The 22,509-nt window shown below is 72.5% G+C and carries 17 protein-coding genes and 12 pseudogenes; 19 read left to right on the forward strand and 10 right to left on the reverse strand.

The window, feature by feature from the left end; translation table 11 throughout:
- The first annotated feature begins 7 nt into the window (after positions 1 to 7).
- Together ACZ8AI_RS18870 and ACZ8AI_RS18875 are read left to right on the forward strand one after the other, a co-directional pair.
- Positions 8 to 493, forward strand: coding sequence for a MarR family winged helix-turn-helix transcriptional regulator (locus tag ACZ8AI_RS18870; RefSeq protein WP_464859429.1), 486 nt, complete (start codon positions 8 to 10; stop codon positions 491 to 493).
- 19 nt (positions 494 to 512) lie between these two features.
- Positions 513 to 851, forward strand: a complete 339-nt coding sequence (locus ACZ8AI_RS18875; protein WP_464859430.1) for a hypothetical protein — start codon at positions 513 to 515, stop codon at positions 849 to 851.
- A 106-nt stretch (positions 852 to 957) separates the two neighbouring features.
- Here ACZ8AI_RS18875 and ACZ8AI_RS18880 read toward each other — a convergent pair whose 3' ends face one another.
- From ACZ8AI_RS18880 to xylA, 4 genes and pseudogenes are all read right to left on the reverse strand, one after another.
- On the reverse strand, positions 958 to 2,076 hold the full coding sequence (locus tag ACZ8AI_RS18880) for a VanZ family protein (RefSeq protein ID WP_464859431.1): 1,119 nt from the start codon (positions 2,074 to 2,076) through the stop codon (positions 958 to 960).
- Positions 2,077 to 2,375: 299 nt separating this feature from the next.
- Positions 2,376 to 3,363, reverse strand: a pseudogene (locus ACZ8AI_RS18885) (acetylxylan esterase).
- Between the two features lie 114 nt (positions 3,364 to 3,477).
- Positions 3,478 to 4,951: pseudogene (gene xylB, locus ACZ8AI_RS18890) on the reverse strand (xylulokinase).
- A pseudogene (gene xylA, locus ACZ8AI_RS18895) lies at positions 4,938 to 6,132 on the reverse strand (xylose isomerase). Before xylA ends, xylB begins: the two co-directional pseudogenes overlap by 14 nt.
- A gap of 124 nt (positions 6,133 to 6,256) precedes the next feature.
- Between xylA and ACZ8AI_RS18900 the strand changes: the two are divergent.
- The 11 genes and pseudogenes from ACZ8AI_RS18900 to ACZ8AI_RS18950 form a co-directional block, all read left to right on the forward strand.
- Positions 6,257 to 7,398, forward strand: a pseudogene (locus tag ACZ8AI_RS18900) (Gfo/Idh/MocA family protein); the annotation flags it as partial.
- A gap of 9 nt (positions 7,399 to 7,407) precedes the next feature.
- A complete protein-coding gene (locus tag ACZ8AI_RS18905; protein ID WP_464859472.1) occupies positions 7,408 to 8,115 on the forward strand; it encodes a ThuA domain-containing protein in 708 nt (235 codons plus the stop codon).
- On the forward strand, positions 8,100 to 9,233 hold the full coding sequence (locus tag ACZ8AI_RS18910; protein WP_464859432.1) for a Gfo/Idh/MocA family protein: 1,134 nt from the start codon (positions 8,100 to 8,102) through the stop codon (positions 9,231 to 9,233). The genes ACZ8AI_RS18905 and ACZ8AI_RS18910 overlap by 16 nt, the downstream gene beginning before the upstream one ends.
- Complete coding sequence (locus ACZ8AI_RS18915; protein ID WP_464859433.1) at positions 9,230 to 10,279, forward strand: sugar phosphate isomerase/epimerase family protein; 1,050 nt, start codon at positions 9,230 to 9,232, stop codon at positions 10,277 to 10,279. The genes ACZ8AI_RS18910 and ACZ8AI_RS18915 overlap by 4 nt, the downstream gene beginning before the upstream one ends.
- Before the next feature lie 53 nt (positions 10,280 to 10,332).
- A pseudogene (locus ACZ8AI_RS18920) lies at positions 10,333 to 10,404 on the forward strand (hypothetical protein); the annotation flags it as partial.
- A gap of 391 nt (positions 10,405 to 10,795) precedes the next feature.
- Positions 10,796 to 11,383 (forward strand): annotated as a pseudogene (locus tag ACZ8AI_RS18925) (ROK family protein); the annotation flags it as partial.
- Between the two features lie 279 nt (positions 11,384 to 11,662).
- Positions 11,663 to 12,685, forward strand: a pseudogene (locus tag ACZ8AI_RS18930) (NAD(P)-dependent alcohol dehydrogenase); the annotation flags it as partial.
- A 282-nt stretch (positions 12,686 to 12,967) separates the two neighbouring features.
- A pseudogene (locus ACZ8AI_RS18935) lies at positions 12,968 to 13,387 on the forward strand (MFS transporter); the annotation flags it as partial.
- Positions 13,378 to 14,268 carry an MFS transporter gene (locus tag ACZ8AI_RS18940; RefSeq protein ID WP_464859434.1) on the forward strand — a complete coding sequence of 297 codons (891 nt, stop codon included), beginning with the start codon at positions 13,378 to 13,380 and terminating at the stop codon, positions 14,266 to 14,268. The pseudogene ACZ8AI_RS18935 and the gene ACZ8AI_RS18940, both read left to right, overlap by 10 nt.
- A gap of 224 nt (positions 14,269 to 14,492) precedes the next feature.
- Positions 14,493 to 15,922: pseudogene (gene glmU / locus ACZ8AI_RS18945) on the forward strand (bifunctional UDP-N-acetylglucosamine diphosphorylase/glucosamine-1-phosphate N-acetyltransferase GlmU).
- A 61-nt stretch (positions 15,923 to 15,983) separates the two neighbouring features.
- A pseudogene (locus tag ACZ8AI_RS18950) lies at positions 15,984 to 16,962 on the forward strand (ribose-phosphate diphosphokinase).
- Positions 16,963 to 16,964: 2 nt separating this feature from the next.
- On the opposite strand, the gene ACZ8AI_RS18955 reads toward ACZ8AI_RS18950, so the two are convergent.
- Positions 16,965 to 17,156: a hypothetical protein gene (locus ACZ8AI_RS18955; protein WP_464859435.1), complete on the reverse strand. Its 192-nt coding sequence runs from the start codon at positions 17,154 to 17,156 to the stop codon at positions 16,965 to 16,967.
- A gap of 91 nt (positions 17,157 to 17,247) precedes the next feature.
- Between ACZ8AI_RS18955 and ACZ8AI_RS18960 the strand changes: the two genes are divergently transcribed.
- Both ACZ8AI_RS18960 and ACZ8AI_RS18965 read left to right on the forward strand, forming a co-directional pair.
- Positions 17,248 to 17,451: a methyltransferase gene (locus ACZ8AI_RS18960; protein WP_464859473.1), complete on the forward strand. Its 204-nt coding sequence runs from the start codon at positions 17,248 to 17,250 to the stop codon at positions 17,449 to 17,451.
- Positions 17,448 to 17,738 (forward strand): class I SAM-dependent methyltransferase, encoded by a 291-nt coding sequence (locus ACZ8AI_RS18965; protein ID WP_464859436.1) that lies wholly within the window; start codon positions 17,448 to 17,450, stop codon positions 17,736 to 17,738. Before ACZ8AI_RS18960 ends, ACZ8AI_RS18965 begins: the two co-directional genes overlap by 4 nt.
- Positions 17,739 to 17,866: 128 nt before the next feature.
- Here the strand turns inward: ACZ8AI_RS18965 and ACZ8AI_RS18970 are convergent, their stop codons facing one another.
- On the reverse strand, positions 17,867 to 18,808 hold the full coding sequence (locus ACZ8AI_RS18970; protein WP_464859437.1) for a molybdopterin-dependent oxidoreductase: 942 nt from the start codon (positions 18,806 to 18,808) through the stop codon (positions 17,867 to 17,869).
- A 212-nt stretch (positions 18,809 to 19,020) separates the two neighbouring features.
- Between ACZ8AI_RS18970 and ACZ8AI_RS18975 the strand changes: the two genes are divergently transcribed.
- Complete coding sequence (locus tag ACZ8AI_RS18975; protein WP_464859438.1) at positions 19,021 to 19,431, forward strand: hypothetical protein; 411 nt, start codon at positions 19,021 to 19,023, stop codon at positions 19,429 to 19,431.
- 113 nt (positions 19,432 to 19,544) lie between these two features.
- A complete protein-coding gene (locus tag ACZ8AI_RS18980; RefSeq protein WP_464859439.1) occupies positions 19,545 to 20,216 on the forward strand; it encodes a hypothetical protein in 672 nt (223 codons plus the stop codon).
- A 130-nt stretch (positions 20,217 to 20,346) separates the two neighbouring features.
- Here ACZ8AI_RS18980 and ACZ8AI_RS18985 read toward each other — a convergent pair whose 3' ends face one another.
- The 4 genes and pseudogenes from ACZ8AI_RS18985 to ACZ8AI_RS19000 all read right to left on the reverse strand — a co-directional run.
- Positions 20,347 to 20,856, reverse strand: coding sequence for a hypothetical protein (locus ACZ8AI_RS18985; RefSeq protein WP_464859474.1), 510 nt, complete (start codon positions 20,854 to 20,856; stop codon positions 20,347 to 20,349).
- A complete protein-coding gene (locus ACZ8AI_RS18990) occupies positions 20,775 to 21,287 on the reverse strand; it encodes a hypothetical protein (protein WP_464859440.1) in 513 nt (170 codons plus the stop codon). The genes ACZ8AI_RS18985 and ACZ8AI_RS18990 overlap by 82 nt, the downstream gene beginning before the upstream one ends.
- A pseudogene (locus ACZ8AI_RS18995) lies at positions 21,284 to 21,585 on the reverse strand (NAD(P)-binding domain-containing protein). Before ACZ8AI_RS18995 ends, ACZ8AI_RS18990 begins: the two are co-directional and overlap by 4 nt.
- Positions 21,586 to 21,673: 88 nt before the next feature.
- Positions 21,674 to 21,772, reverse strand: a pseudogene (locus ACZ8AI_RS19000) (hypothetical protein); the annotation flags it as partial.
- A gap of 170 nt (positions 21,773 to 21,942) precedes the next feature.
- Here ACZ8AI_RS19000 and ACZ8AI_RS19005 point away from each other — a divergent pair.
- Both ACZ8AI_RS19005 and ACZ8AI_RS19010 read left to right on the forward strand, forming a co-directional pair.
- Positions 21,943 to 22,284, forward strand: a complete 342-nt coding sequence (locus tag ACZ8AI_RS19005) for a hypothetical protein (RefSeq protein ID WP_464859441.1) — start codon at positions 21,943 to 21,945, stop codon at positions 22,282 to 22,284.
- Positions 22,266 to 22,460, forward strand: coding sequence for a hypothetical protein (locus tag ACZ8AI_RS19010; protein WP_464859442.1), 195 nt, complete (start codon positions 22,266 to 22,268; stop codon positions 22,458 to 22,460). The genes ACZ8AI_RS19005 and ACZ8AI_RS19010 overlap by 19 nt, the downstream gene beginning before the upstream one ends.
- Positions 22,461 to 22,509 lie beyond the last annotated feature (49 nt).

Below are 22,509 nucleotides of genomic sequence, written 5' to 3' on the forward strand. Positions count from 1 at the left end.
TCGGAGCGTGACGGACACCGACGGACTCACCGATGAGCAGCTCGAGGTCTGGGCCGCGCTCGCCACCCTGTTGGAGCGGCTGCCGACCGCCCTCGACGCGCAGCTGCAGCGGGACAGCGGTGTGACCCACTTCGAACACGGGGTGCTCTTCGCCCTCGACCGGGCGCCGGAGCGGACCCTGCGGATGAGCGTCCTCGCCGGGTACGCCAGCTGCACCCTCTCGCGGCTGTCCCGGGCAGTCACCCGGCTCGAGGCGAAGGGGTGGGTACGGCGCCTCGTCGACCCGGGTGACGGGCGCTTCACCCTGGCCGTGCTCACCGACGACGGCCACGAGCAGGTCGCGCGCTCGACCCCGGCGCATCACGCCCTCGTCCGGAGCCTGGTGTTCGAGTCGCTCTCCGCGGCGCAGGCCCGCCAGCTCGGTGTCGTCAGCCGGCGCATCGCCGAGGCCGTCAGCGACACCCCGGTCTGGACACCGCCGGTCGACCGCTGACCGCCCCGATGATGGTCGCATGGGTGCGGACGCGACACCGATGACGGTCGGCGACCTCTTCGAACGACCACCGACGCAGTTCGGGTTCCGTGGGGATCCCTGGTTGTGGGCGGCGTTGCGCGAGCGACTCGCGCAGACGCCCCTGCCGGCCGACGTGTTCACGCTGCGTCAGCTCGTCCGCGACGCCGTGCAGGACGAGACCGGTGCATCGATCGACGACCGCGCACGCGACAGCGTGTTCGTCGAACGGTTCGCGCACGGCGGCATGTCGTCCGGGCACGTCTCGCTGCCGTGGTGGCGGGAGACCGGCATCCACATCGTCGCCGATCGGTGGGCAGCGGTCACCCGAGGCCGATGAGGGGTGCCGCGCGCGCGGAGCCCCGGCGGACACGGCCGGTGACCTGGTCGGCACCGCCCGCGGGCCTGGAGGCGCTTGGCGGGCCCGCACCGTGCCTCCAAGGCCGTCAGTTGGTCACGTCGGCCGCGCCCTCGCGCCGCGCCGCCTCGTCCGACGCGCGCTCGTCCTGCACACCCAACCGCGCCACCGCGTTCGCGAACCCACGGCGGTCACGGGTCGCGACCAGACCGATGAGCGCCGCGACGGCGAGTGCGAAGGCGAGCAGACCGGACAGGGGGAAGGCGGCGGCGGAGACCGTGGCCCACCCGCCGGAGCCGGCCGCCCACCGCACCAGACGCTGCCACCCGGACGGATGCGGTTCCGGGCGCAGCCGGACGACGGCTTCGCCGAGGGTGCGTCCGGTCGTCAGCACGAGGACCAGCTGGAGGGCCGGCGCGACGAACGGCAGCGTCGCGAGCACGACGCTCGGGAGCGTCGCATCCTGGTCGTGCCCGGCCAGGGCGAAGCCGAGACTCGTGACGGAGACCAGCGCACCGGAGGTCAGCGTGACCGCGAGCAGGTCGCAGAACATGCCGAAGCCCCGACGCCACACCGTCACCGGCCGGGGCATGCCCGCCGTCGAGTCCCCGCGGTGCCGGGTCAGGATCCACAGCACCGGCGAGACGAGGGTGCCGACCAGGGCGCCGAGCGTGTTCGCGAAGAGGTCGTCGACGTCGAACAACCGGTAGGCGCAGGGGTAGAGGAACCAGTCGCCGGTGAGCTGCGTGCACTCGATGAGCAGGGAGACCGCGAAGCCGGCGACCGTCCCGACCACCACGCCGGCGACGAACCGTCCGTGCAGGAAGACGTGCCGGACGAGCATCCCGAGGGGCACGAACAGGACGACGTTGAAGACCACCTGGGCCGCGGCCGGGTTGCCGAGCAGCGACCGTGGGCCGCTCAGCCCGCCCTCCTTCGCGATGTCCCCGACGAAGGCGAACGGCGTGAGCTGCGGGCCCGACGCCGACCGGCAGAGCGCGGCCACTTCACTGGTGTCGGGCAGTGGCAGCAGCGTGTAGGTCACCAGGGCGAGGCTGTAGACCACCGCGAGGAAGGCGAGGACGGCGTTGCCGATGCCGAGGTCCCGCGTCGTCGGTACCTGCAGCGCCGCCCACGGCACCAGGCCGGCGATCGCGATCGCCGAACCGGCGATGAGTGCGAGTACTGCCGGGATCGCCGAGGTCATCCCTCGACCCTACGGACGGCCGGTCGCCGTCGTTCCGGTCAGGACTCCAGCCGCTGGAGACACTGCACGCACATCGGCCAGCCGTGGGTGCTGCGCACGCGCTTGCACCCCTCCGGCAGGTCGGTGCAGTCGTCGAACACGTGGTGCACGCCCGGCGTCGCATCCGTGTGGAACGGTCGCACCTGCATCGGACGCTCCTCCCGCCACGGTGGGCTCCTCACCGAGCCCGTGCACCATCCCTACGCGCCCGACCTGCGATCTGGCGCAACTCCGTCCCGACCGCGCGGACACCGGGGGTGTCAGCCGCGCTCGCGGAGGAACGCGACCTGCCGCTCCCAGTGCCGGAACGCCCCGCCCTCGTGCCCGTTGTACGGGTACACCTCGATCGCCTTGTCCGTCGAGCCGAGTGCGTTGTACGCGGCGAAGGTCGTCCGCGGCGGCACGACGTCGTCCATGAGCGCGACCGAGAAGAGCGCCGGCGCGGTGATGCCGGCGGCGTGGTTCACCCCGTCGAAGTACGCGGCGGTCTCCCACACGGTCTCGGCGGCGTCGCGGTGCACGGACAGGTAGGTCGCGAGCTCGAGGTACGGTCCGCCGACCGCCACCGCGGTGCCGGACTCCCAGGCGCAGAGGAACGCGACGTCGGGCAGCACGGCGGTGATCGGGCCGACGTGCGCCTCGACGAGCGCGGCGGCGGCGATCGCGATCCCGCCGCCCTGGCTGCCGCCGGTCAGGGCGATGCGGTCCGGGTCGACGCCGGGCAGGGTGCGGATGGCGTCGACCAGGCGGACGGCGTCGGTGAAGACGCGGCGGTAGTAGTGGTCGGCGGGGTCGGTGATGCCGCTGGTCATCCAGCCGCCGACGCGCGGAGCGGAGCCGTGCGGGTCCGGGGTGTCGCCGCCGGTGCCCCATCCGCTGCCCTGGCCGCGGGTGTCCATCACGACGTGCACGTACCCGGCGAGGGCCCACGAGACCCGTTCGCCCGGCAGGCCGCGGCCGCCCGTTGTACCCGAGGAACTCGACCACGACCGGCAGGTCACCGGTGGTGCCGACGGGGCGCGTGACCCAGGCGCGGACGGGGTCACCGGCGAAGCCCGGGAAGGTGAGGTCCTCGATGACGAGCCCGGTCACCGGGGTGTCCGCCGGCACCAGGGTCGGGGCGGTGTCCGCTCCGGCAGCGCGGGCGGACGCGATCGTGTCGGCCCAGAAGGCGTCGAAGTCGGCGGGGCGACGGACGTCGGCACGGTGGGTGCGGAGCGCGTCGAGGGGCAGGTCGGTGAACGGCATGGGTGTCCTCCGGGCGAGGTGGATTCGGGCGTGCCGGGTCGATTCGGGCGTACCTGGTCGAGACTTTCGACCAGGTACGCCCGATCCTGCCAGGAACCGGACTGCGGACGAGGCTCAGGCCGCGGCGGCGCGGTACTGCTCGAGGACCGCGGGCTGCGGGTCCGCCGGCACGACCGTCGTGTCGAGGTCCCACTGCGGCAGTGCCCCGGTGAGGACCCAGGCCGCCTGTCGTGCCGCCCCGGCTGCGACGTACTCGCCGGGAGCGGGCAGTTCGACAGCACGGCCGAACACCTGTGCGGCGATGACGCGGACGGCCTCGTTGCGTGCGGCGCCGCCGATGAGCAGCAGCCGCGACACGGTGACACCGGTCGCCTCGACCGCGGCGAGCCCGTCGGCGAGGGCGCAGAGCATCCCCTCGACGGCGGCCCGCGCCAGGTGCGCGCGGTCCGTGGTGTCCGGGGTCATCCCGAGCAGGGACGCGGTCGCGTCCGGTCGGTTCGGCGTCCGTTCCCCGACGAAGTACGGCACGAGCACGAGCCCGTCGGCGCCGGCCGGCGCCGTGAGCGCCAGCTCGCCGAGGGCGTCGTGGTCGACACCGAGCAGCCGTCCGATCACCTCGAGCACGCGGGCCGCGTTGAGCGTCGTGACGATCGGGAGGCGCGACCCGCTCCTCGTCGGCGAAGCCCGCCACGGTCCCGCTCGGGTCACGCACCTCGGCGTCGCTGACCCCGAAGACGGTGCCGCTCGTGCCGAGGGACACCGCGACGTCGCCCGGGCCGAGTCCGAGGCCGAGCGCTGCCCCGGCGTTGTCGCCGAGTCCGGCGCCGACGACGAGCCCCGTCCGGGCGAGCGCGCCGCCCGGCAGCTCGACGTCGGCGGACAGCGTGCCCATCGCCTCGTCCGGTGCGACGACGCGGGGGACGATCACGGCGTCGTCGTCACCCGTCGTCGCGGGACGCATGGGCCGTCCGAGCGCGAGCTCGAACAGCTCCGGGTCGTACTCGCGGCGCACCGGGTCCCAGTAGGCCGTGCCGCTGGCGTCGGACGCGTCCGTCGCCAGCGCGTCGAGGTCGGGGCCGAGCGGGCTCTCGTCCGCCGGGCCGTAGCCGCGGAGCCGCCACGACAGCCAGTCGTGGGGGAGCGCCACGGCCGCGACGCGGGCCGCGTTCTCGGGCTCGGCGTCGCGGAGCCAGCGCAGCTTGGTACCGGTGAACGACGCGACCGGCACCAGTCCCGTCCGGGCGACCCATGCCTCCCGGCCGAGCTCGTCGACCATCTGCGCGGCGGCGTCCGCACTGCGGACGTCGTTCCACAGCAGGGCGTCGCGGACCACGCGGCCGTCGGCGTCGAGCACGACCATGCCGTGCTGCTGTCCGGCGATCGCGACCGCGGCGACGTCGTCGAGGCCGCCGGCGTCCGTCACGGCGGTGCCGAGGGCGTCCCACCAGTGGCGGGGGTCGACGGACGTGCCGTCCGGGTGGGACGCGCGTCCCTCCCGGACGACCGCACCGGTCGCCGCGTCGCGGATCGTGACCTTGCAGGACTGGGTCGACGAGTCGACCCCCGCCACCAGCTCAGCCACGAGCACCCATCAGGTGCTCGATGGCGAGCTGCTGGAGCTTCACGAAGCCGAAGCCCTTGCCGCCGAAGTACGCGTCGGCGTCGAAGTCCTCGTAGGCGGAGCGGTCGGCGAGGAAGGCGTCGTACGACTCGCCCTCGTTGAGCGTCGGCGTCGAGAGCTCGGGGACCTTCGAGGCCTCGAGCGCGGCCTGCACCTCGGGGTCGGCGCGGAACGCCTCGGCGCGCTCCTTGAGCAGGAGGTACATGCGCATGTTCGCCGCGGCGGAGTCCCAGACGCCCGAGATGTCCTCGGTGCGGCTCGGCTTGTAGTCGAAGTGGCGCGGGCCGTCGTACGCCGGGCCACCCTGCGGGGCGCCGTGCTCGAGCAGGTCGACGAGCGAGAACGCGTTCTGCAGGTCGCCGTGACCGAACACGAGGTCCTGGTCGTACTTGATGCCGCGCTGGCCGTTGAGGTCGATGTGGAAGAGCTTGCCCTGGTACAGCGCCTGGGCGATGCCGGCCGTGAAGTTCAGGCCCGCCATCTGCTCGTGGCCGACCTCGGGGTTGATGCCGAACATCTCCGGGCGCTCGAGGGTCTCGGTGAACGCGATGGCGTGGCCGAGGGTCGGCAGGAGGATGTCGCCGCGGGGCTCGTTCGGCTTCGGCTCGATGGCGAACCGGATGCCGTAGCCCTTGTCGGTGACGTACTGGGCGAGGAGGTTCGACGGCCTCGCGGTAGCGCTCGAGCGCGGCCTGCACGTCCTTCGCGCTGTCGTACTCGGCACCCTCGCGGCCGCCCCACATGACGAACGTCGACGCGCCGAGCTCGGCGGCGAGGTCGATGTTGCGGAGCACCTTGCGGAGCGCGAACCGGCGGACCTGCCGGTCGTTCGAGGTGAAGCCGCCGTCCTTGAAGACCGGGGCGGAGAAGAGGTTCGTCGTGACCATCGGCACGATGATCCCGGTCGCCTCGAGCGCGCCCTTGAGGCGGTCGATCTGCTTCTGGCGCTCGGCGTCGGTCGAGCCGAACGCGAAGAGGTCGTCGTCGTGGAAGGTCAGACCGTACGCGCCGAGCTCGTCGAGCTTCTCGACACCCTCGACCACGTCGAGGGCGGGGCGGGTCGGTCCGCCGAAGGGGTCGGAGCCGTTGTAGCCGATGGTCCAGAGACCGAAGGAGAACTTGTCTGCACGGGTGGGCGTCGTTGCCATGGTGGTCACCGTTCGTCGTCGAAACAAAATGTTGCCGCGCCCAACATAAGCGGTAGTGTTGGCTGTGGCAAGGACGTGATCGCAAAGGAGCGAGCGGATGGCACAGGAACGACTGCGGATCGCCATGGTGGGGCACGGCTTCATGGGAGCCGCGCACTCACAGGCATGGCGGACCGCCCCCAGGTTCTTCGACCTCGGGGTCGAGCCCGAGATGGCGGTGATCGTCGGGCGCGACCCGGAACGCACCGAGGCCGCTCGCGTGCAGTACGGCTGGCAGGCGGCGTCGACCGACTGGCGCGCCGTCGTGGCCGACCCGGACATCGACGTCGTCGACATCGTGTCGCCCGGTTCGTCGCACGTCGAGATCGCGATCGCCGCGCTCGAGGCCGGCAAGCACGTCCTGTGCGAGAAGCCGCTCGCCAACACCGTCGAACAGGCCGAGGCGATGACGGCCGCTGCCGCAGCGGCCCGGGCGCACGGGGTCCGCGCCATGGTCGGGTTCAGCTACCGCCGGGTGCCGGCCATCGCCTTCGCCCGACAGCTCGTGCAGGACGGCCGGATCGGCACCGTGCGCCAGGTCCGCGCGCTCTACCTGCAGGACTGGCTCGCCGACGAGGACGGCCCGATGACCTGGCGCCTCGACAAGGAGCTCGCCGGTTCCGGTGCGCTCGGCGACATCGGCGCGCACGCGATCGACCTCGTCGAGCACGTCACCGGCGCCGAGCTCACCCGGGTGTCGGGTCTGCTCGAGACCTTCGTGACCGAGCGCCCCCTGCTCGCCGACGGCGTCGGACTCTCCGGCACGGCGTCGAGTGAGCGAGGGCAGGTCACGGTCGACGACGCCGCGTTCTTCACCGCCCGACTGGGCGGCGGTGCGGCCGACGGCGCGATCGGCACGTTCGAGGCCACGCGCTACGCCACCGGCAGGAAGAACGGCCTGACGCTCGAGATCAGCGGGTCCGAGGGCGCGATCCAGTTCGACCTCGAGTCCATGAACGAACTGCGGTTGTACGAGTCGTCGGCACCCGCGGGGAGCAGGGCTTCCGCCGCATCCTGGTCACCGAACCCGAGCACCCCTACATGGCGGCGTGGTGGCCCACCGGACACCTCATCGGGTACGAGCACACCTTCAGCCACCAGGTGAAGGACTTCGTCGAGGCGATCGTCGCCGGCACCGACCCGTCGCCGTCGTTCGAGGACGGCCTGCACGTGCAGCGGGTGCTCGACGCCGTCGAACGCAGCGCCGCCGACGGCAGCAGCTGGACGGTGACCTTCGTGACCGCCGCCGAAGGCACACGCCAGGCCCTGGTCGTCCGCGGCGGCTGGGACGGCCACCAGCCCGTCGAGACCACCGACCTGTTCGTCCCGTTCCTGCGCGACAACGGGTTCGCGGTCCGGGTGTCGGACTCGACGGCCGTCTACGCCGACGAGTCCGTCATGGCCGAGGTCGACCTGATCGTGCAGGTCGTCACGATGTCCACCATCGCCGACGACGAGTTCGCCGGACTGCAGCGCGCGGTCCTGAACGGCGCCGGGCTCGCCGGCTGGCACGGCGGCATCGCGGACGCGTTCCGGAACACCGCCGACTACCTCCACATGATCGGCGGGCAGTTCGCCCACCACGCCGGCAAGCACCCGTCCGAGCGGATCGGCGAGCAGTCCGACAACTACATCCCGTACACCGTGCACATCACGGACCTCGGGCGGTCGCACCCCATCACGCAGGGCATCGAGGACTTCGACCTCGTCACCGAGCAGTACTGGGTGCTGTCCGACGAGTACAACGACGTGCTGGCCACCACCACGCAGGAGGCGCGGGACTTCGACGCCTGGAACCGCCCCGTCACCGCGCCCGCGATCTGGACGCGGCAGTGGGGCGAGGGACGCGTCTTCGTGTCTGCGCCCGGGCACCGGCTCGAGGTCGTCGAGTCGCAGCCGCTCCGCACCGTCATCGAGAGGGGTCTCCTGTGGGCAGCCCGCTGAAGGTCGGCGTCGTCGGCGTCGGGAACATCAGTCAGCAGTACTTCGAGCACTTCCCGGCACTGCCCGGGCTCGCCCTCACCGCGGTCGCCGACCTCGACGTCGAACGGGCGCAGGCCGTCGGCGCGGCCCAGGGCGTCCGGGGTACGAGCGTCGACGACCTGCTCGCCGCCGACGACGTCGACGTCGTGCTCAACCTGACGATCCCGGCGGCGCACGCCGAGGTCGCCACCCGGGCGCTGCACGCCGGCAAGCACGTCTACGGCGAGAAGCCGCTCGCCCTCGCCACGGCCGAGGCGTCGCCGGTGCTGGCGCTCGCCGCGGAGCGGGGCCTGCGGGTCGGGAGCGCCCCGGACACGGTGCTCGGTACCGGGATCCAGACCGCCCGTGCCGTCCTCGACGAAGGCCGGATCGGCGACCCTGTCGGTGCCGCGGTGTCGTGGAGCGCGCCCGGACACGAACTCTGGCACCCCGCACCCGCGTTCTACTACCAGCCCGGCGGCGGCCCGCTGCTCGACATGGGCCCGTACTACCTGACGAGCCTGGTGCAGTTCTTCGGCCCGGTCGCCCGGGTCAGCGGCAGCGCCACCCGGTCCACCCGGGAGCGCACCATCGCGACCGGCCCGTTCGCCGGCGCGCCCATCCCCGTCGACGTCGACACCCACGTCGTCGCCGTGCTCGAGCACGAGAGCGGCGTGGTCTCCACCGTCACCGTCTCGTTCGAGGTGTGGGCCACCCGGGCACCGCTGTTCGAGGTGCACGGCACCGCGGGCAGCCTCGCCGTGCCGGACCCGAACCGGTTCTCCGACCCGGTGTCGATCGCGACGTCCGACGACCGCGAGTGGCGTGAGCTGCCGGTGAACGCCGGGTACGCCGACGCGGGCCGCGGCTACGGGCTCGCCGACATGGCGCACGCGATCGCGACGGACCGTCCGCACCGCGCCTCCGGCGACCTGGCGTTCCACGTGCTCGAGGTGATGGAGGCGGTCGCGACCGCCGGCCGTGAGCACACCGTGGTCGACGTGCGGTCACGCGTCGACCGACCCGAGCCTCGTGCCCGCCGGGGCCCGACCGGAGTCCTGGTGACCGTGCACACCCGCGAGGAAGGACGACGACGATGACGACGACGGACGGAACCGACGAGACCGAGACGACCCGCGCCTCCAGGCCGGTCACCCTGTTCACCGGCCAGTGGGCCGACCTGCCCTTCGAGGAGGTCGCGCGCCTCGCCGGCGAGTGGGGGTACGACGGGCTGGAGATCGCCTGCTGGGGCGACCACCTCGACGTCCGCCGCGCCGCGACCGACGCGGCCTACGTGGCCGACCGGAAGGCGATCCTCGAGCGCAACGGCCTGCGCGTCTGGACCATCGCGAACCACCTGACCGGCCAGGCCGTCTGCGACGACCCGATCGACCAGCGGCACGAGGACATCCTCGCGCCGCACGTGTGGGGCGACGGCGACCCGGAGGGCGTGCGCCAGCGCGCCGCCGAGGAGCTGCAGTGGACCGCCCGCGCCGCCGCCGCGCTCGGGGTCGACACCGTCACCGGGTTCTCCGGTTCGTCGATCTGGAAGACCGTCGCCGGCTTCCCGCCCGTGCCGCCGAGCATGATCGACGCCGGCTACCAGGACTTCCACGACCGCTGGTCCCCGATCCTCGACGTCTTCGACGAGGTGGGGGTCCGCTTCGCGCTCGAGGTGCACCCGTCCGAGATCGCCTACGACTACTGGACCGCGAAGCGCGCGCTGGAGGTCTTCGCGGACCGTCCGGCGTTCGGGTTCAACTTCGACCCGTCGCACTTCGTCTGGCAGGACCTCGACCCCGCGGCGTTCCTGCTCGACTTCGCGGACCGGGTCTACCACGTGCACTGCAAGGAGTCGGTGAAGCAGCTCGACGGCCGCAACGGACGCCTGGGCAGCCACCTGCCGTGGGGCGACCCCCGCCGCGGGTGGGACTTCGTCACCGCGGGCCACGGCGACGTGCCGTGGGAGCGGGTGTTCCGCGTGCTGAACCACATCGGGTACACCGGGCCGACCAGCGTCGAGTGGGAGGACGCCGGGATGGACCGGCTCGTCGGCGGTCCGGAGGCGCTGGCCTTCGTGCGCCGACTCGGCACGATCGCGCCGCCGGAGGCCTCGTTCGACGCGGCGTTCTCGCGGTCGCGGTGAGCGACGCCCGGGGCCCGGGTAGCCCGGGCAGCGCCGCGCGCGTGCTCCGGCTCGTGCACGAGGCGGGGCCGATCACCCGTGCCGAGGTCACCCGGCGCACCGGGCTGAACCGGTCGACCACGCTCACCCTCGTCGGCGAACTCGTCGACCTGGGCCTGCTGCACGAGGAGCTTCCCGACGGCCGGGTCACCCGGCGCGGGGGTGGGCCGGCCGAGTCCGGTCGTGCGTGCCGCCGCCGACGTGGTCGCCGCGGCGGTCACGGTGGAGATCGACGCCGTGTCCGTGGCGCTCGTGGGACTCGACGGCACGGTCCGCGCACGTCTCGTCGCGCCGCAGGACCGCCCGCCGACCGCGTCCGAGGCCGTCGAGACCGTCGCGGCCCTGCTCGACGGCGTCCGGCACCCGGCGGACGTCGACGACCCGGCCGTCCCCACCGCGACCGGCGCTCCCACCCCGCTCCGGCTCGTCGGCATCGGCGTCGCCGTCCCCGGCACCGTCCGGGTCGAAGACGGCACCGTGCAGTACGCCCCGCACCTCGGCTGGCACGACGAGCCCCTCGCCGGTCCGCTCGCCGCACGCACCGGCCTGCCCGTGCGCGCCGCCAACGACGCCAACCTCGGCGCCTGGGCGGAGCGGCTCGGCGGCAGCGGCCGGGGCGTCGACGACCTGGTCTACCTGAACGGCGGTGCGAGCGGCATCGGTGGCGGCGTCATCACCGGCGGGCGCCCCCTCAGCGGCGCGGACGGCTACGCCGGCGAACTCGGGCACACCTTCGTCGCGGCGAACGGCGTCCGCTGCCACTGCGGTGCGGTCGGGTGCCTCGAGACCGAGGCGTCCCGCGACACCCTGACCGCCGCGACGGGGACCCCGCCCGACGACCTCGAGGCGCTCGCAGCGGCGCTCGCCGAGTGCCGGCCCGAGGTCGAGCGGGTCGTCGACCGTCAGGTCGCCGCGCTCGCCACCGCCCTGCGCAACGCGATCCACACCGTGAACCCCGAGGTCGTCGTGCTCGGAGGATTCCTCGGCGTCCTGCTCGACCACGTCGGGGACCGCATCGTCGACGACGTCCGCGCGCAGTCCATGACGGGCATGACCGACCGCCTCCGGATCGTGCCGGCGGCACTCGGCCGTGACGTCCTGGTGCACGGGGCCGCTGAGATCGCCTTCCGCGACCTGCTGCGCGACCCGGCCTCGGATCGCGGCGGCCGTCCCCGCGACCCTCCCCACGAGCACGACCCTCCCACCACCACCCCCCCCCCCCCCCCCCCCCCCCCCCCCCCCCCCCCCCCCCCCCCCCCCCCCCCCCCCGTCCGGCCGCGCCGCCGCGTCCGGCCCCACCACCACGCCCGGCCGCGCCGCCGCGGCCGAGGAAGCGAGACCCGCATGACCTCCACCCAGCACCAGCGCGTGAGCGTGCTGCTCGGCACCCAGGACCTCACCGTCGAGGACCGCCCCGTCCCCGAGGTCGACCCGGGCGACGTGCTCGTCCGTGTCGCGGCCGTCGGCGTGTGCGGCTCCGACGTGCACTACTACCGACACGGTCGCATCGGGGACTTCGTCGTCGAGGAGCCCTCGTGCTCGGCCACGAGCTCTCCGGCACGATCGAGGCCGTCGGCGACGGCGTCGACCCGTCCCGCGTGGGGGAGCGCGTGGCCATCGAGCCGCAGCGCCCCTGCCACCGCTGCGCGCAGCGCCTGGCCGGCCGCTACAACCTCTGCCCGCACATGCGCTTCTACGCGACGCCGCCGGTCGACGGGGCCTTCACCGAGTTCGTCACCATCGAGGCCGAGTTCGCGCACGTCCTGCCGGACGCCGTCTCGTTCGAGGCCGGCGCGCTCCTGGAGCCGCTGTCCGTCGGCATCGCCGCCGTCCGCAAGGCCGGGATCGTCCCCGGGTCCTCGGTCCTCATCGCCGGCGCCGGCCCGATCGGCATCATCTGCGCGCAGGCCGCGAAGGCGTTCGGGGGCGTCCCGGATCGTCGTGAGCGACCTGGTCGCCGAACGCCGCGAGCGTGCCTTGCAGTACGGGGCGACCGAGGTCGTCGACCCCACCGTCGTGTCGGTCGCGTCCGACATCGTGCCGGTGGACGCGTTCATCGACGCCAGCGGCGCGCCCCGCGCGGTCTCCGACGGCATCAAGGCGGTCGGCCTCGCCGGCGCGGCCGTGCTCGTCGGGCTCGGGAACTCCGAGATGACGCTGCCGGTCGAGCACATCCAGAACCTCGAGGTCACCGTCACCGGCATCTTCCGGTACACGAACACGTGGCCGGTGGCGATCGAGCTGGTCGCCTCGGGGCAGGTCGACCTGGACTCGCTCGTCACAGGGCGCTTCGGCCTCGACGACGTCCGCGAGGCCCTCGAGAGCGACACCGACCCGGCCTCCCTGAAGTCGGTCGTCTACCCCGGCGGGGTCCCGTCCGCCTCGGGGACCAGGACGACGGCCTGGAGGCGCGTGGCGGGCACGCACCGCGCCTCCAGGCCGTCGGACGCTCACCCCTGCCACCCGCCACCGGCGTCGCGCACGCGCCCACCCCGGGCGCGTGCCCCGGAACGGGGCCACCGACGCGACACCCGGACGCGCTACGGTTCGCGCATGACGGCTCCACTCTCGGCCGCGGTGCCGCAGCGCACCGACCGGCGGGCCCTGGTGTCCTGGGCGCTCTGGGACTGGGGGTCCGCAGCGTTCAACGCGGTCGTCACGACCTTCGTCTTCAGCACCTACCTGGCGAGCCGCGCGTTCGTGGACCCGGCCCTCGTCGCCGACACGTCCGCCGCAGGCAGGGCCGTCGTGGACCGCGAACTCGCCCACAACGCGGCCGTCGTCTCGACCGCGCTGACGATCGCCGGCATCGTGGTGGCACTCGTCGCACCCGCCGTCGGCCGACTCGCGGACTCGTCCGGACACCGTCGGCGGTCCGTCCTCATCGCGACCATCGGCATCGCGCTGTCCATCGGCGGGATGGTGTTCGTCGCCCCGAGCCAGCCGTTCCTGCTGCTCGGCGCAGCCCTCCTCGGCATCGGGACCGTGGCGTACGAGATCGCGAGCGTCGGGTACAACGCCATGCTCGGCCAGGTCGCACCGGGGGAGCAGAAGGGGCGGTGTCCGTGATCGGCTGGGCGGCCGGGTACTTCGGCGGGATCGTGCTGCTCGTCGTGCTGCTGGTCCTCTGCATCCAGGACTTCGGCGTCCCCGGCGTGGCCGGGCTCCTGCAGCTCCCCGCGACCGTCGCGTCCGGACAATGGGACGTCCGCGTCGCGATCGGGATCGCCGCCCTGTGGCTCGCGGTGAGCTCGATCCCGCTCTTCGTGACGATCCCCGAGGCCGCACCGGGGCGCACCCGCAGCGGCGGCGTCCTCAGCGCCTACGCCGACCTCGGCCGCGACATCGCACGGCTCTGGCGGGAGCGTCGTGACGTCCTGGCGTTCCTGCTCGCGAGCGCCGTGTTCCGCGACGGCGTCGGCGCGGTGTTCACCTTCGGTGGGATCATCGCCGCCACCGTGTTCGGGTTCAGCCCCTCGCAGGTGATCCTGTTCGCGATCGCGGCCAACGTCGTGGCGGGCGTGGCGACCTTCGTGTCCGGGTGGCTCGACGACCGGTTCGGCTCGCGGGCGCTCATCACGGTGTCGCTCGTCGGCCTCGTCCTCACCGGGCTCGGGGTGTTCCTGATCGGCACGGCGACCTCGGGCTTCTGGATCCTCGGCCTGACCCTGGCGGTGTTCGTCGGGCCCGTGCAGGCGTCGTCCCGCGCGTACCTCAGCCGGCTCGCGACGCCCGGCCGCGAGGGGGAGCTCTTCGGCCTCTACGCCACGACCGGGCGGGCGGCGTCGTTCCTCGCCCCGGCGCTGTTCGGCATCGCGGTGACGATCGGCGGCTCGACCCGGTTCGGGATCATCGGCGTGGTGGTGGTGCTCGTCGCGGGGCTGGTGCTGATGGCGTTCGTGCCGCGGGGGTCGGGCGCGGGGTCGGGCGCGGGGTCGTTCCGCGCATAGGGGGTCGTTTCGCGCGTACCAGGTCGAATCGGGCATAGGAGGTCGTTCTTTCGACCTCCTACGCCCGATTAGGCCTTCCATTCCGCGTGTGATGGGAAGAACCGGTCACCGCTCGGCCTGGAGGCGCGGCTCGTCTCCCCTCCACAGGTGCGGTTCTGCGCACGGTTGCCCACAAGGCCGTGGGTCGCCCGACACCGGGAGGCGCGTGCCGCCAGGATGGACCCATGACCGACCAGCGGATCGCCGTCGTCGTCCTCGCCGCCGGGCAGGGCACGCGCATGAAGTCGTCCACCCCCAAGGTGCTGCACCGCCTCGCCGGCCTGCCGCTCATCGCCCACGTGCTGCGCACGGCGTCCTCCCTCGGCCCGGAGCACGTCGCCGTCGTCGTGCGGCACGAGCGCGAGCGCGTCGCGGCCGAGGTCGTCGAGCGCGCCCCCGACGCGATCGTGGTCGACCAGGACGACGTCCCCGGTACCGGTCGCGCGGTCGAGGTCGCGGTCCAGGCGCTGCCCGCCGACTTCGACGGTGCCGTCGTGGTGCTGTCGGGCGACGTCCCGCTCCTCGACGCCGACTCGCTGCGTCGTCTGGTGGACGCCCACCTCGGCGGATCGCACGCCGTGACCCTCGTCAGCGCCATCGCACCGGACCCGACGGGGCTCGGCCGGATCGTGCGCGGCACCGACGGGGCCTTCGTCGGCGTCGTCGAGCACAAGGACGCCAGCCCCGAGCAGCTCGGCATCACCGAGACGAACGCCGGCATCTACGCCTTCGACGTCGCACCACCTCCGCGCCGTGCTGCCCTCGCTCACCACGGCGAACGCGCAGGGCGAGAAGTACATCACCGACGCGCCGAGCCTCATCGCCGGCCGTGGCGGTCTGGTCGACGTGGTGACGCTGACCGACCCGTGGCTCGTCGCCGGCATCAACGACCGCGCGCAGCTCGCCGACGCCGCCCGCGAGCTCAACGGCCGCATCGTCCGCCGGCACCAGCTCGCCGGCGTCACCGTGCAAGACCCCGCGACCACCTGGATCGACCTCGACGTCTCGATCGAGCCCGACGCCGAGATCCTCCCCGGCACCCAGCTCATCGGCGCCACCGCGATCGCGTCCGGCGCCGTCGTCGGCCCCGACACGACCCTCCGCGACACTGAGGTCGGCGCCGGAGCCGTCGTCAACCGAGTCGACGCCACGCTCGCGGTGATCGGCGACGGGGCCTCCGTCGGCCCGTTCGCGTACCTGCGACCCGGCACGATCCTGGGCGACCAGGGCAAGATCGGCACCTTCGTCGAGACGAAGAACGCGCAGATCGGTCGGGGCAGCAAGGTCCTGCACCTGTCCTACATCGGCGATGCCGAGGTGGGCGAGGACTCGAACATCGGTGCCAACACGATCACCGCGAACTACGACGGTGTGCACAAGCACCGGACCGAGGTCGGGTCGAACGTCCGTACAGGCTCGCACAACGTGTTCGTCGCCCCGGTTAGGATTGGTGACGGGAGCGTACACCGGCGCGGGTACGACCGTCCGCAAGGACGTACCGGCCGGGTCGCTGGCGATCAGCTACGCCCCACAGCGCAACACCGACGGATGGGTCGAGGAACACCGGCCCGGTTCGCCGGCGGCCGAAGCTGCTCGGCGCGCGAACGGCGAATAGAACACGGCGACCACCCGTCGTCGACATCGACCCCGCACGGGTCAGGGAGTGAGCACCGCACTTGTCCGGAATCAAAACGACCGGCCAGAAACGACTCGTCCTCGTCGCAGGGCGAGCACACCCGACGCTTTCGGCGGAGATCGCCGAAGAACTCGGCGTCGAGCTCGTCCCGACCGATGCCCGGACCTTCGCGAACGGTGAGCTCTACGCTCGCTTCGACGAGTCGGTCCGTGGCTGCGACGCCTTCGTCATCCAGTCGCACACGGCGCCCATCAACGAGTGGCTCATGGAGCAGCTCATCATGGTCGACGCCCTCAAGCGCGCGTCGGCGAAGCGCATCACCGTCGTCGCGCCCTTCTACCCCTACGCCCGACAAGACAAGAAGGGCCGCGGGCGCGAGCCGATCTCGGCCCGACTCGTCGCCGACCTGTTCAAGGCCGCCGGCGCGCACCGCATCATGAGCGTCGACCTGCACGCCGCGCAGATCCAGGGCTTCTTCGACGGCCCCGTCGACCACCTCTTCGCGATGCCGGTGCTGCTGCAGCGCTTCCAGGAGATCCTCGACCCGTCGACGCTCACCGTCGTCTCGCCGGACATGGGCCGCGTGCGCGTCGCCGACATCTGGTCGGAGAAGCTGGGCGCACCGCTGGCGATCATCCACAAGCGTCGCGACCCGCTCGTCCCGAACCAGGTGAGCGTCCACGAGATCGTCGGTGACGTCTCCGGTCGGGTCTGCCTGCTCGTCGATGACCTGATCGACACCGGTCGCACCATCGCCAAGGCCGCCGAGGCGCTGAAGAACGCCGGTGCCACCGGTGTCGTCGTCGCCGCGACCCACGCCGTGTTCTCCGACCCCGCGACCGAGCTGCTGCAGAGACGAGTTCATCGACCGGGTCGTCGTCACGGACACCCTGCCCGTGCCGATGGAGAAGCGCTGGGACCGGCTCGAGGTCCTGCCGATCGCCCCGCTCATCGCCCGTGCCATCCACGAGGTCTTCGACGACGGGTCCGTCACGTCGATGTTCGACGGCGCGGCTTGACCTCACCCGCGCGTGACGCGCTCGCGGCCCGACTCCGGGCCGCGGGCAGCGTCTTCGCCGAGGACGAAGCGGACCTCCTGCTCGACGCCGGCGACGGCGACCTGGTCCGCCTGCGGTCGCTCGTGCAGCGACGCCTGGCCGGCGAACCCCTCGAGTACGTCCTCGGCTGGGCGGCGTTCGACGGCGCACCGCATCCGCGTGACCCCCGGGGTCTTCGTCCCGCGGGCCCGGACGACTGTCGTGGTGGAACAGGCAGCCAGACGGTTGCAGCGCTACGACCGCGTGGTGGACCTCTGCTGTGGTGCCGGAGCCGTCTCGGTGGCACTGCTCGGCCGGATCGGCGCGCTCGACCTGGTGGCGGCCGACATCGACCCCGATGCCGTGAGCGTCGCGGCGGAGAACATCGGTGACCGCGGCATCGTCGTCGAGGGGACCTCTTCGAGCCGCTCCCGGACCGGTTCCGCGGCGAGGTCGACGTCGTCGCCGTGAACGCGCCGTACGTGCCGACGGCCTCGATCGCCATGATGCCCACCGAGGCGCGCGACCACGAACACCGGGTCGCGCTCGACGGCGGCCCGGACGGGCTGGACCTCCACCGTCGCATCGCAGCCGGTGCGCGGGAGTGGTTGCGCCCGGGCGGCTCCGTCGTCATCGAGGTGTCCGCTGCGCAGGCTGCTGCGTCAGCCGCGGCGTTCGCGTCCTCCGGCTTCGTGACCTCGATCGAGTCCGACGACGACGTCGACGGCACCTGCGTGGTCGCGACCCGCCCGTCCTGACCACGTCGAGCGGCCGATGGTCGTTGCACCACCGTGGGCGCTCCGTCGGTCAGGAGGCGCGCACCTCGACGGTGTGCCACCCCGACGCTCCGTTCGGCGCGGGTGGCCGTTCGACACTCGTCTGCACCTCACCGTCGGCGCTCACGGCGCGCACCTGGATGCGGTGCGATCCCTTCGTCGGGGTCCACCGGTACACCCACTGGCGCCAGGTGTCGGCGGACACCGAGTCGGCGAGGGTGGCGTCCTGCCACGAGGCCGTCCCCGACCCGGACCTGCACGCCCTTCACTCCGGTGTGCGGCTGCCACGCGACACCGGCGATGGCGACCTCGGACCCGGCCTGCACCGTCGAACCCGCGCGTGGGGTGTCGATCCGCGACTCCAGCTTGACCGGCCCGCGTTCGGACCAGCCGCGGGGCGTCCAGTAGCCCTCGGCGTCGGCGAACCGCGTCACCTCGAGATCGGTCACCCACTTCGTCGCCGACACGTACCCGAACAGGCCGGGGACGACCATCCGGACCGGGAACCCGTGCTCGGGCGGCAGCGGTTCGCCGTTCATCCCGACAGCCAGCAGCGCAGCGGTCCCGGGGTCCTGCAGCACGTCGAGGGCGTCCCCGCCGAGAAGCCGTCGACGCTGCGGGACAGCACCATGTCGGCACCGGCGTGCGGCGCGGCCCGTTCGAGCAGGAGCCGGATCGGGTACCCGAGCCAGAGTGCGTTGCCGATGGAGGTCGCCACCGACCTCGTTCGAGACGCAGCTCAGCGTGGCGTGGTGCTCCTCGAGCGGCAGCGCGAGGAGGTCGTCCCAGGTCAGCTCGACCTCGTGGTCGACGGCGCCGTGGATGCGGAGCCGCCAGTCGGCGGTGTCGACCGAGGGCACGCGGAGTGCGGTGTCGATCCGGTAGAAGTCGGCGTTCGGCGTGACGTAGGGGGTGATGCCGGCGACGTCGAGCGAGGCACCGCTCGGGACGGACGGGGCAACGTTCGACGGAGCCGGCAGCCGGATCGCCCGTCGAGCGGCGGCGGTGGCCTGCATCGCCGACGACCCGAGTCGCGATGCGGTGCCCACCACGACGGCGACCGCCGCGGCGGTGATGCCCCACGCCAGGAACGCACGCCGTTCGGTGGAGGCCGGGCGCGGGCTCGCCGAGGGGACGGCGACCGCGGCCTCCCACCGACGGGAGGTGCTGCGCCAGCACCCGGAGGACGATGACCGCTGCGGCGACGCCCAGGACGGACGGTGCGCCGTCGAACGTCCCGCTGCCGGACCGTGTGCTGACGGCGATGAGGGACAGGACGCCCCCGACGGCGAACACCAGCGCGCCGAACGGCGGCCGTGCCCGCTCGAGGATGCCGGCGGCGGCACTGACGACGGCGACGATGACGCCCATCAGCACGAAGAGCGCGACCTTGTCCCCGGTGCCGAAGAGCGACACCATCAAGTCCTTCGCGCCGCGCGGCGCCAGGTCGATGACCGCGGAACCGACGGCGAGCGAGCGGACTGCCGGCACCGCCGAGCAGCAGCGCACCGAGCTCGGCGGCGGCGAAGAACGCCGCTGCGGCGACGAGTCCGACGGCGGCGGCGAACGCCCGCGCCGACGGCAGGACCTCCGGACGCTCCGTGGTCGTCGGGGCGGTCCTCCTGGTCAGTGGTCACGGCCTGAGCGTAGGTCTCCGGTGCCGCATGCGGGCTGACAACCGGGCAACCTGTGGACGGCGGGCCCGGTTCGACGGCCGTTCACCGGGCAGCGCCAGCCGATGGAGCGGTGGGCCGTGCGAGGATCGGGGTGTGCTGAGGCGTCCCGATCGTGTTCCGCGCCCCGGCCGTGCCCGACGGCAGGAGCGCCAGCCGATGTCGCCCGCTCGACGGCTCGCCACCCCTCCGGTGGACCATCGTCGGCGTCTGGGCGGCGCTGCTCACCGCGCGGATCATCGTCGTCGCGTTGTCGCCGGACGCAGACCTGACGTACTTCGGGGTCGCCGAGGTCGCCGCCATCGGGCTGGGCGTCGCGGTCATCGTCGTCGCGGTCATCCGGGGGCACTCGTCGCGTCGCCGTCGTCAGGACGAGGCACTCGCCCTGGCGATCCGGCGCATCGACCCGACGGTGTGGCTGGTCCCCGCGGTGCCGACCGCAGAACTCCGTGCCTCGATCGCGACCGTCCGACCCGAGGTGTTGCTCGGCCAGCGCGTGACGTGGGCGTTCGGAGCCACCGAGGCATCCCTGTGGGAACTCGAGGATCGTCGGGCCACTCGCCTGCTCGTGGTCCGGTGGAGTCGCATGGTGCACGTCGGGCTCGAGGACGTGCACGGCGACGGCCGTTCGTGGGCCGTGGCCATGCACTACGTGCGCCCGGACGACTCGGCGGCCGTGGCGACCTTCTTCGTGCGCGCTGCTCCGGGCTCGCGGCGGACGCTCGGCCGCGGCCCCCGACTCGAGCGGTTGGTCGCCGACCTGGCCCGCGAACGCATCGTCGCCTGACGACGCCGAGCCCCGGACCACGAAGCCGCCGGACGCCGAGCCGCCGGACGCCGAGCCCCCGGACGACGAGCCCCCGGACGACCGGAAGGCTCCGCCGTCCGGCGGGGCCTTCCGAGTCAGGGCGGGTAGGTCAGTGCGTCGACGGTTCCTGCTCGACCTCGCGACGGTCGTCGTCGGACCACAGGGTGTGGAAGGTGCCGTCCTTGTCGATGCGCTGGTACGTGTGCGCGCCGAAGAAGTCCCGCTGCCCCTGGATGAGCGCCGCGGGTAGCCGGTCGGACGCGAGCAGTCGAAGTACGACAGCGCCGACGAGAAGCCCGGTGCAGGGACCCCCTGATGCAGCCGCGATCCCGACGATGCGACGCCAGGCGGCCTCGCCCTCGGCGACGGCGTTCGCGAAGTACGGGTCCACCAGCAGCGACTCGAGCGAGGGGTTCTCGTCGTACGCCTCGACGATGCGGTTCAGGAACTGCGCGCGGATGATGCAGCCGCCGCGCCAGATCTTCGCGACGTTGCCGAGGTCGATGTCCCAGCTGTACTCCTCGGCCCCGGCGATGATCAGGTCGAAGCCCTGCGCGTACGCGACGACCTTCGACGCGTAGAGCGCGGCACGGACGTCGTCGGCGAAGGTGTCCGGCACCTCGGTGATCGACGGCCGGCCCTTGGCGGACTTCTGCACCGCCGCGCGTGGATCGGCTTCGACGACACCGCGCGGGCGAACACCGCTTCACCGATGCCGGACACCGGGATCCCGAGCCCGACCGCGTTCTGCACGGTCCACACGCCGGTGCCCTTCGACCCGGCCTCGTCGCGGATGACGTCGACCAGGGGCTTGCCGGTCTCGGCGTCCGTCTGCTTGAGGATCTCGCCGGTGATCTCGATCAGGTAGGACTCGAGGTCGCCCTTGTTCCACTCGTCGAACACCTGCACCAGGTCCTCGACGGTGAAGCCACCGACGCGGCGGAGCAGGTCGTAGGACTCCGCGATGAGCTGCATGTCGGCGTACTCGATGCCGTTGTGGACCATCTTCACGAAGTGGCCGGCGCCGTCGGTGCCGATGTGGGCAGTCACACAGGGTTTCGCCCTCGGCGATGGCGGCGATCGACTTGAGGATCGGCCCGAGGGCCTCCCAGGCTCTCCTGCGATTGCCCGGCGGGCATGATCGACGGGCCCTTCAACGCGCCCTCTTCACCGCCGGAGATGCCGGTACCGGACGGTAGAAGTTGAGGCCCTTCTTCGCGCAGGTCGCGCACGGCGGATGGTGTCGTGGAAGTTCGTGCCAGCCACCGTCGACGATGATGTCGCCGGGCTCGAACTTCTCGGCGAGCTGCGAGATCACCGCGTCGGTGCCCTTGCCGGCCTGCACCATGATGCTGATCGCCGTGCGGGGCTTCGGAGAGCGAGGCCACGAAGTCGTCGATGTCCTCGGACGCGATGAAGCCGGCGTCGCCGTGCTCCTGCATGAGTTCCTCGGTGTGGGCGTAGGTGCGGCTGTAGACCGCGACCGCGCTGCGCCCTTCTCGCGAGGCGAGGTTCCATGCGAGGTTCGAGCCCATGACTGCCAGGGGCCCACCACCCCGATGTTCGCTGGACCGTTGCCGTCTGCCACGTTGGTCTCCTTCGTCCGGACGTCTGGACCTCAACCTGATGGTCGGCGGCCTGGGACCGCACGGCTGTTGCGCTGCAACTGTGGATCGCTGTTCACGGCATCAGATACAGTGGAGGGATGGATCGAGAGCGTTGTCCTCCCGCTCCGCTGCTCGTGATGGGGGTCCCGGGCTGCGGCAAGTCCACGATCGGCCGCACCCTCGCCGACGCGCTCGCCGCGCAGGGCGAGCCGTGCGTGAAGTTCGTGGACGCCGACGACCTGCACCCGGCCGCGAACAAGGAGAAGATGCGGCAGGGGGTCCTGCTGACCGACGAGGACCGCTGGCCCTGGCTGGACGCCTGCGCCGACCGGACCGCCGAGGTCGAGCGCGTCCGGCAGCCGTTGCGTGATGGCCAACTCCGGCAGCCTGGCGCGCGTCCACCGCGATCGTCTCCGTGTCAGTGCGCCTGGGTTTCGTGATCGCGTTCCTCGACGGCTCGCGCGAGCTGATCGCCGAGCGGCAGTCGCGCCGGCACCATCGAGTACATGCCGACGTCGCTGCTCGACTCCCTGTTCGCCACCCTCGAGTGTCCGCAGCTTCGACGAGGCCGCCGTCGCCGTGTCGATCGACGGCCTGGTCGACGACACGGTGGTGACGATCCTCGCCGCGCTGTCGGTCACTTCCGGCTGAGCCGGAGAACCGCG

Source organism: Curtobacterium sp. AC273 (assembly GCF_979253735.1).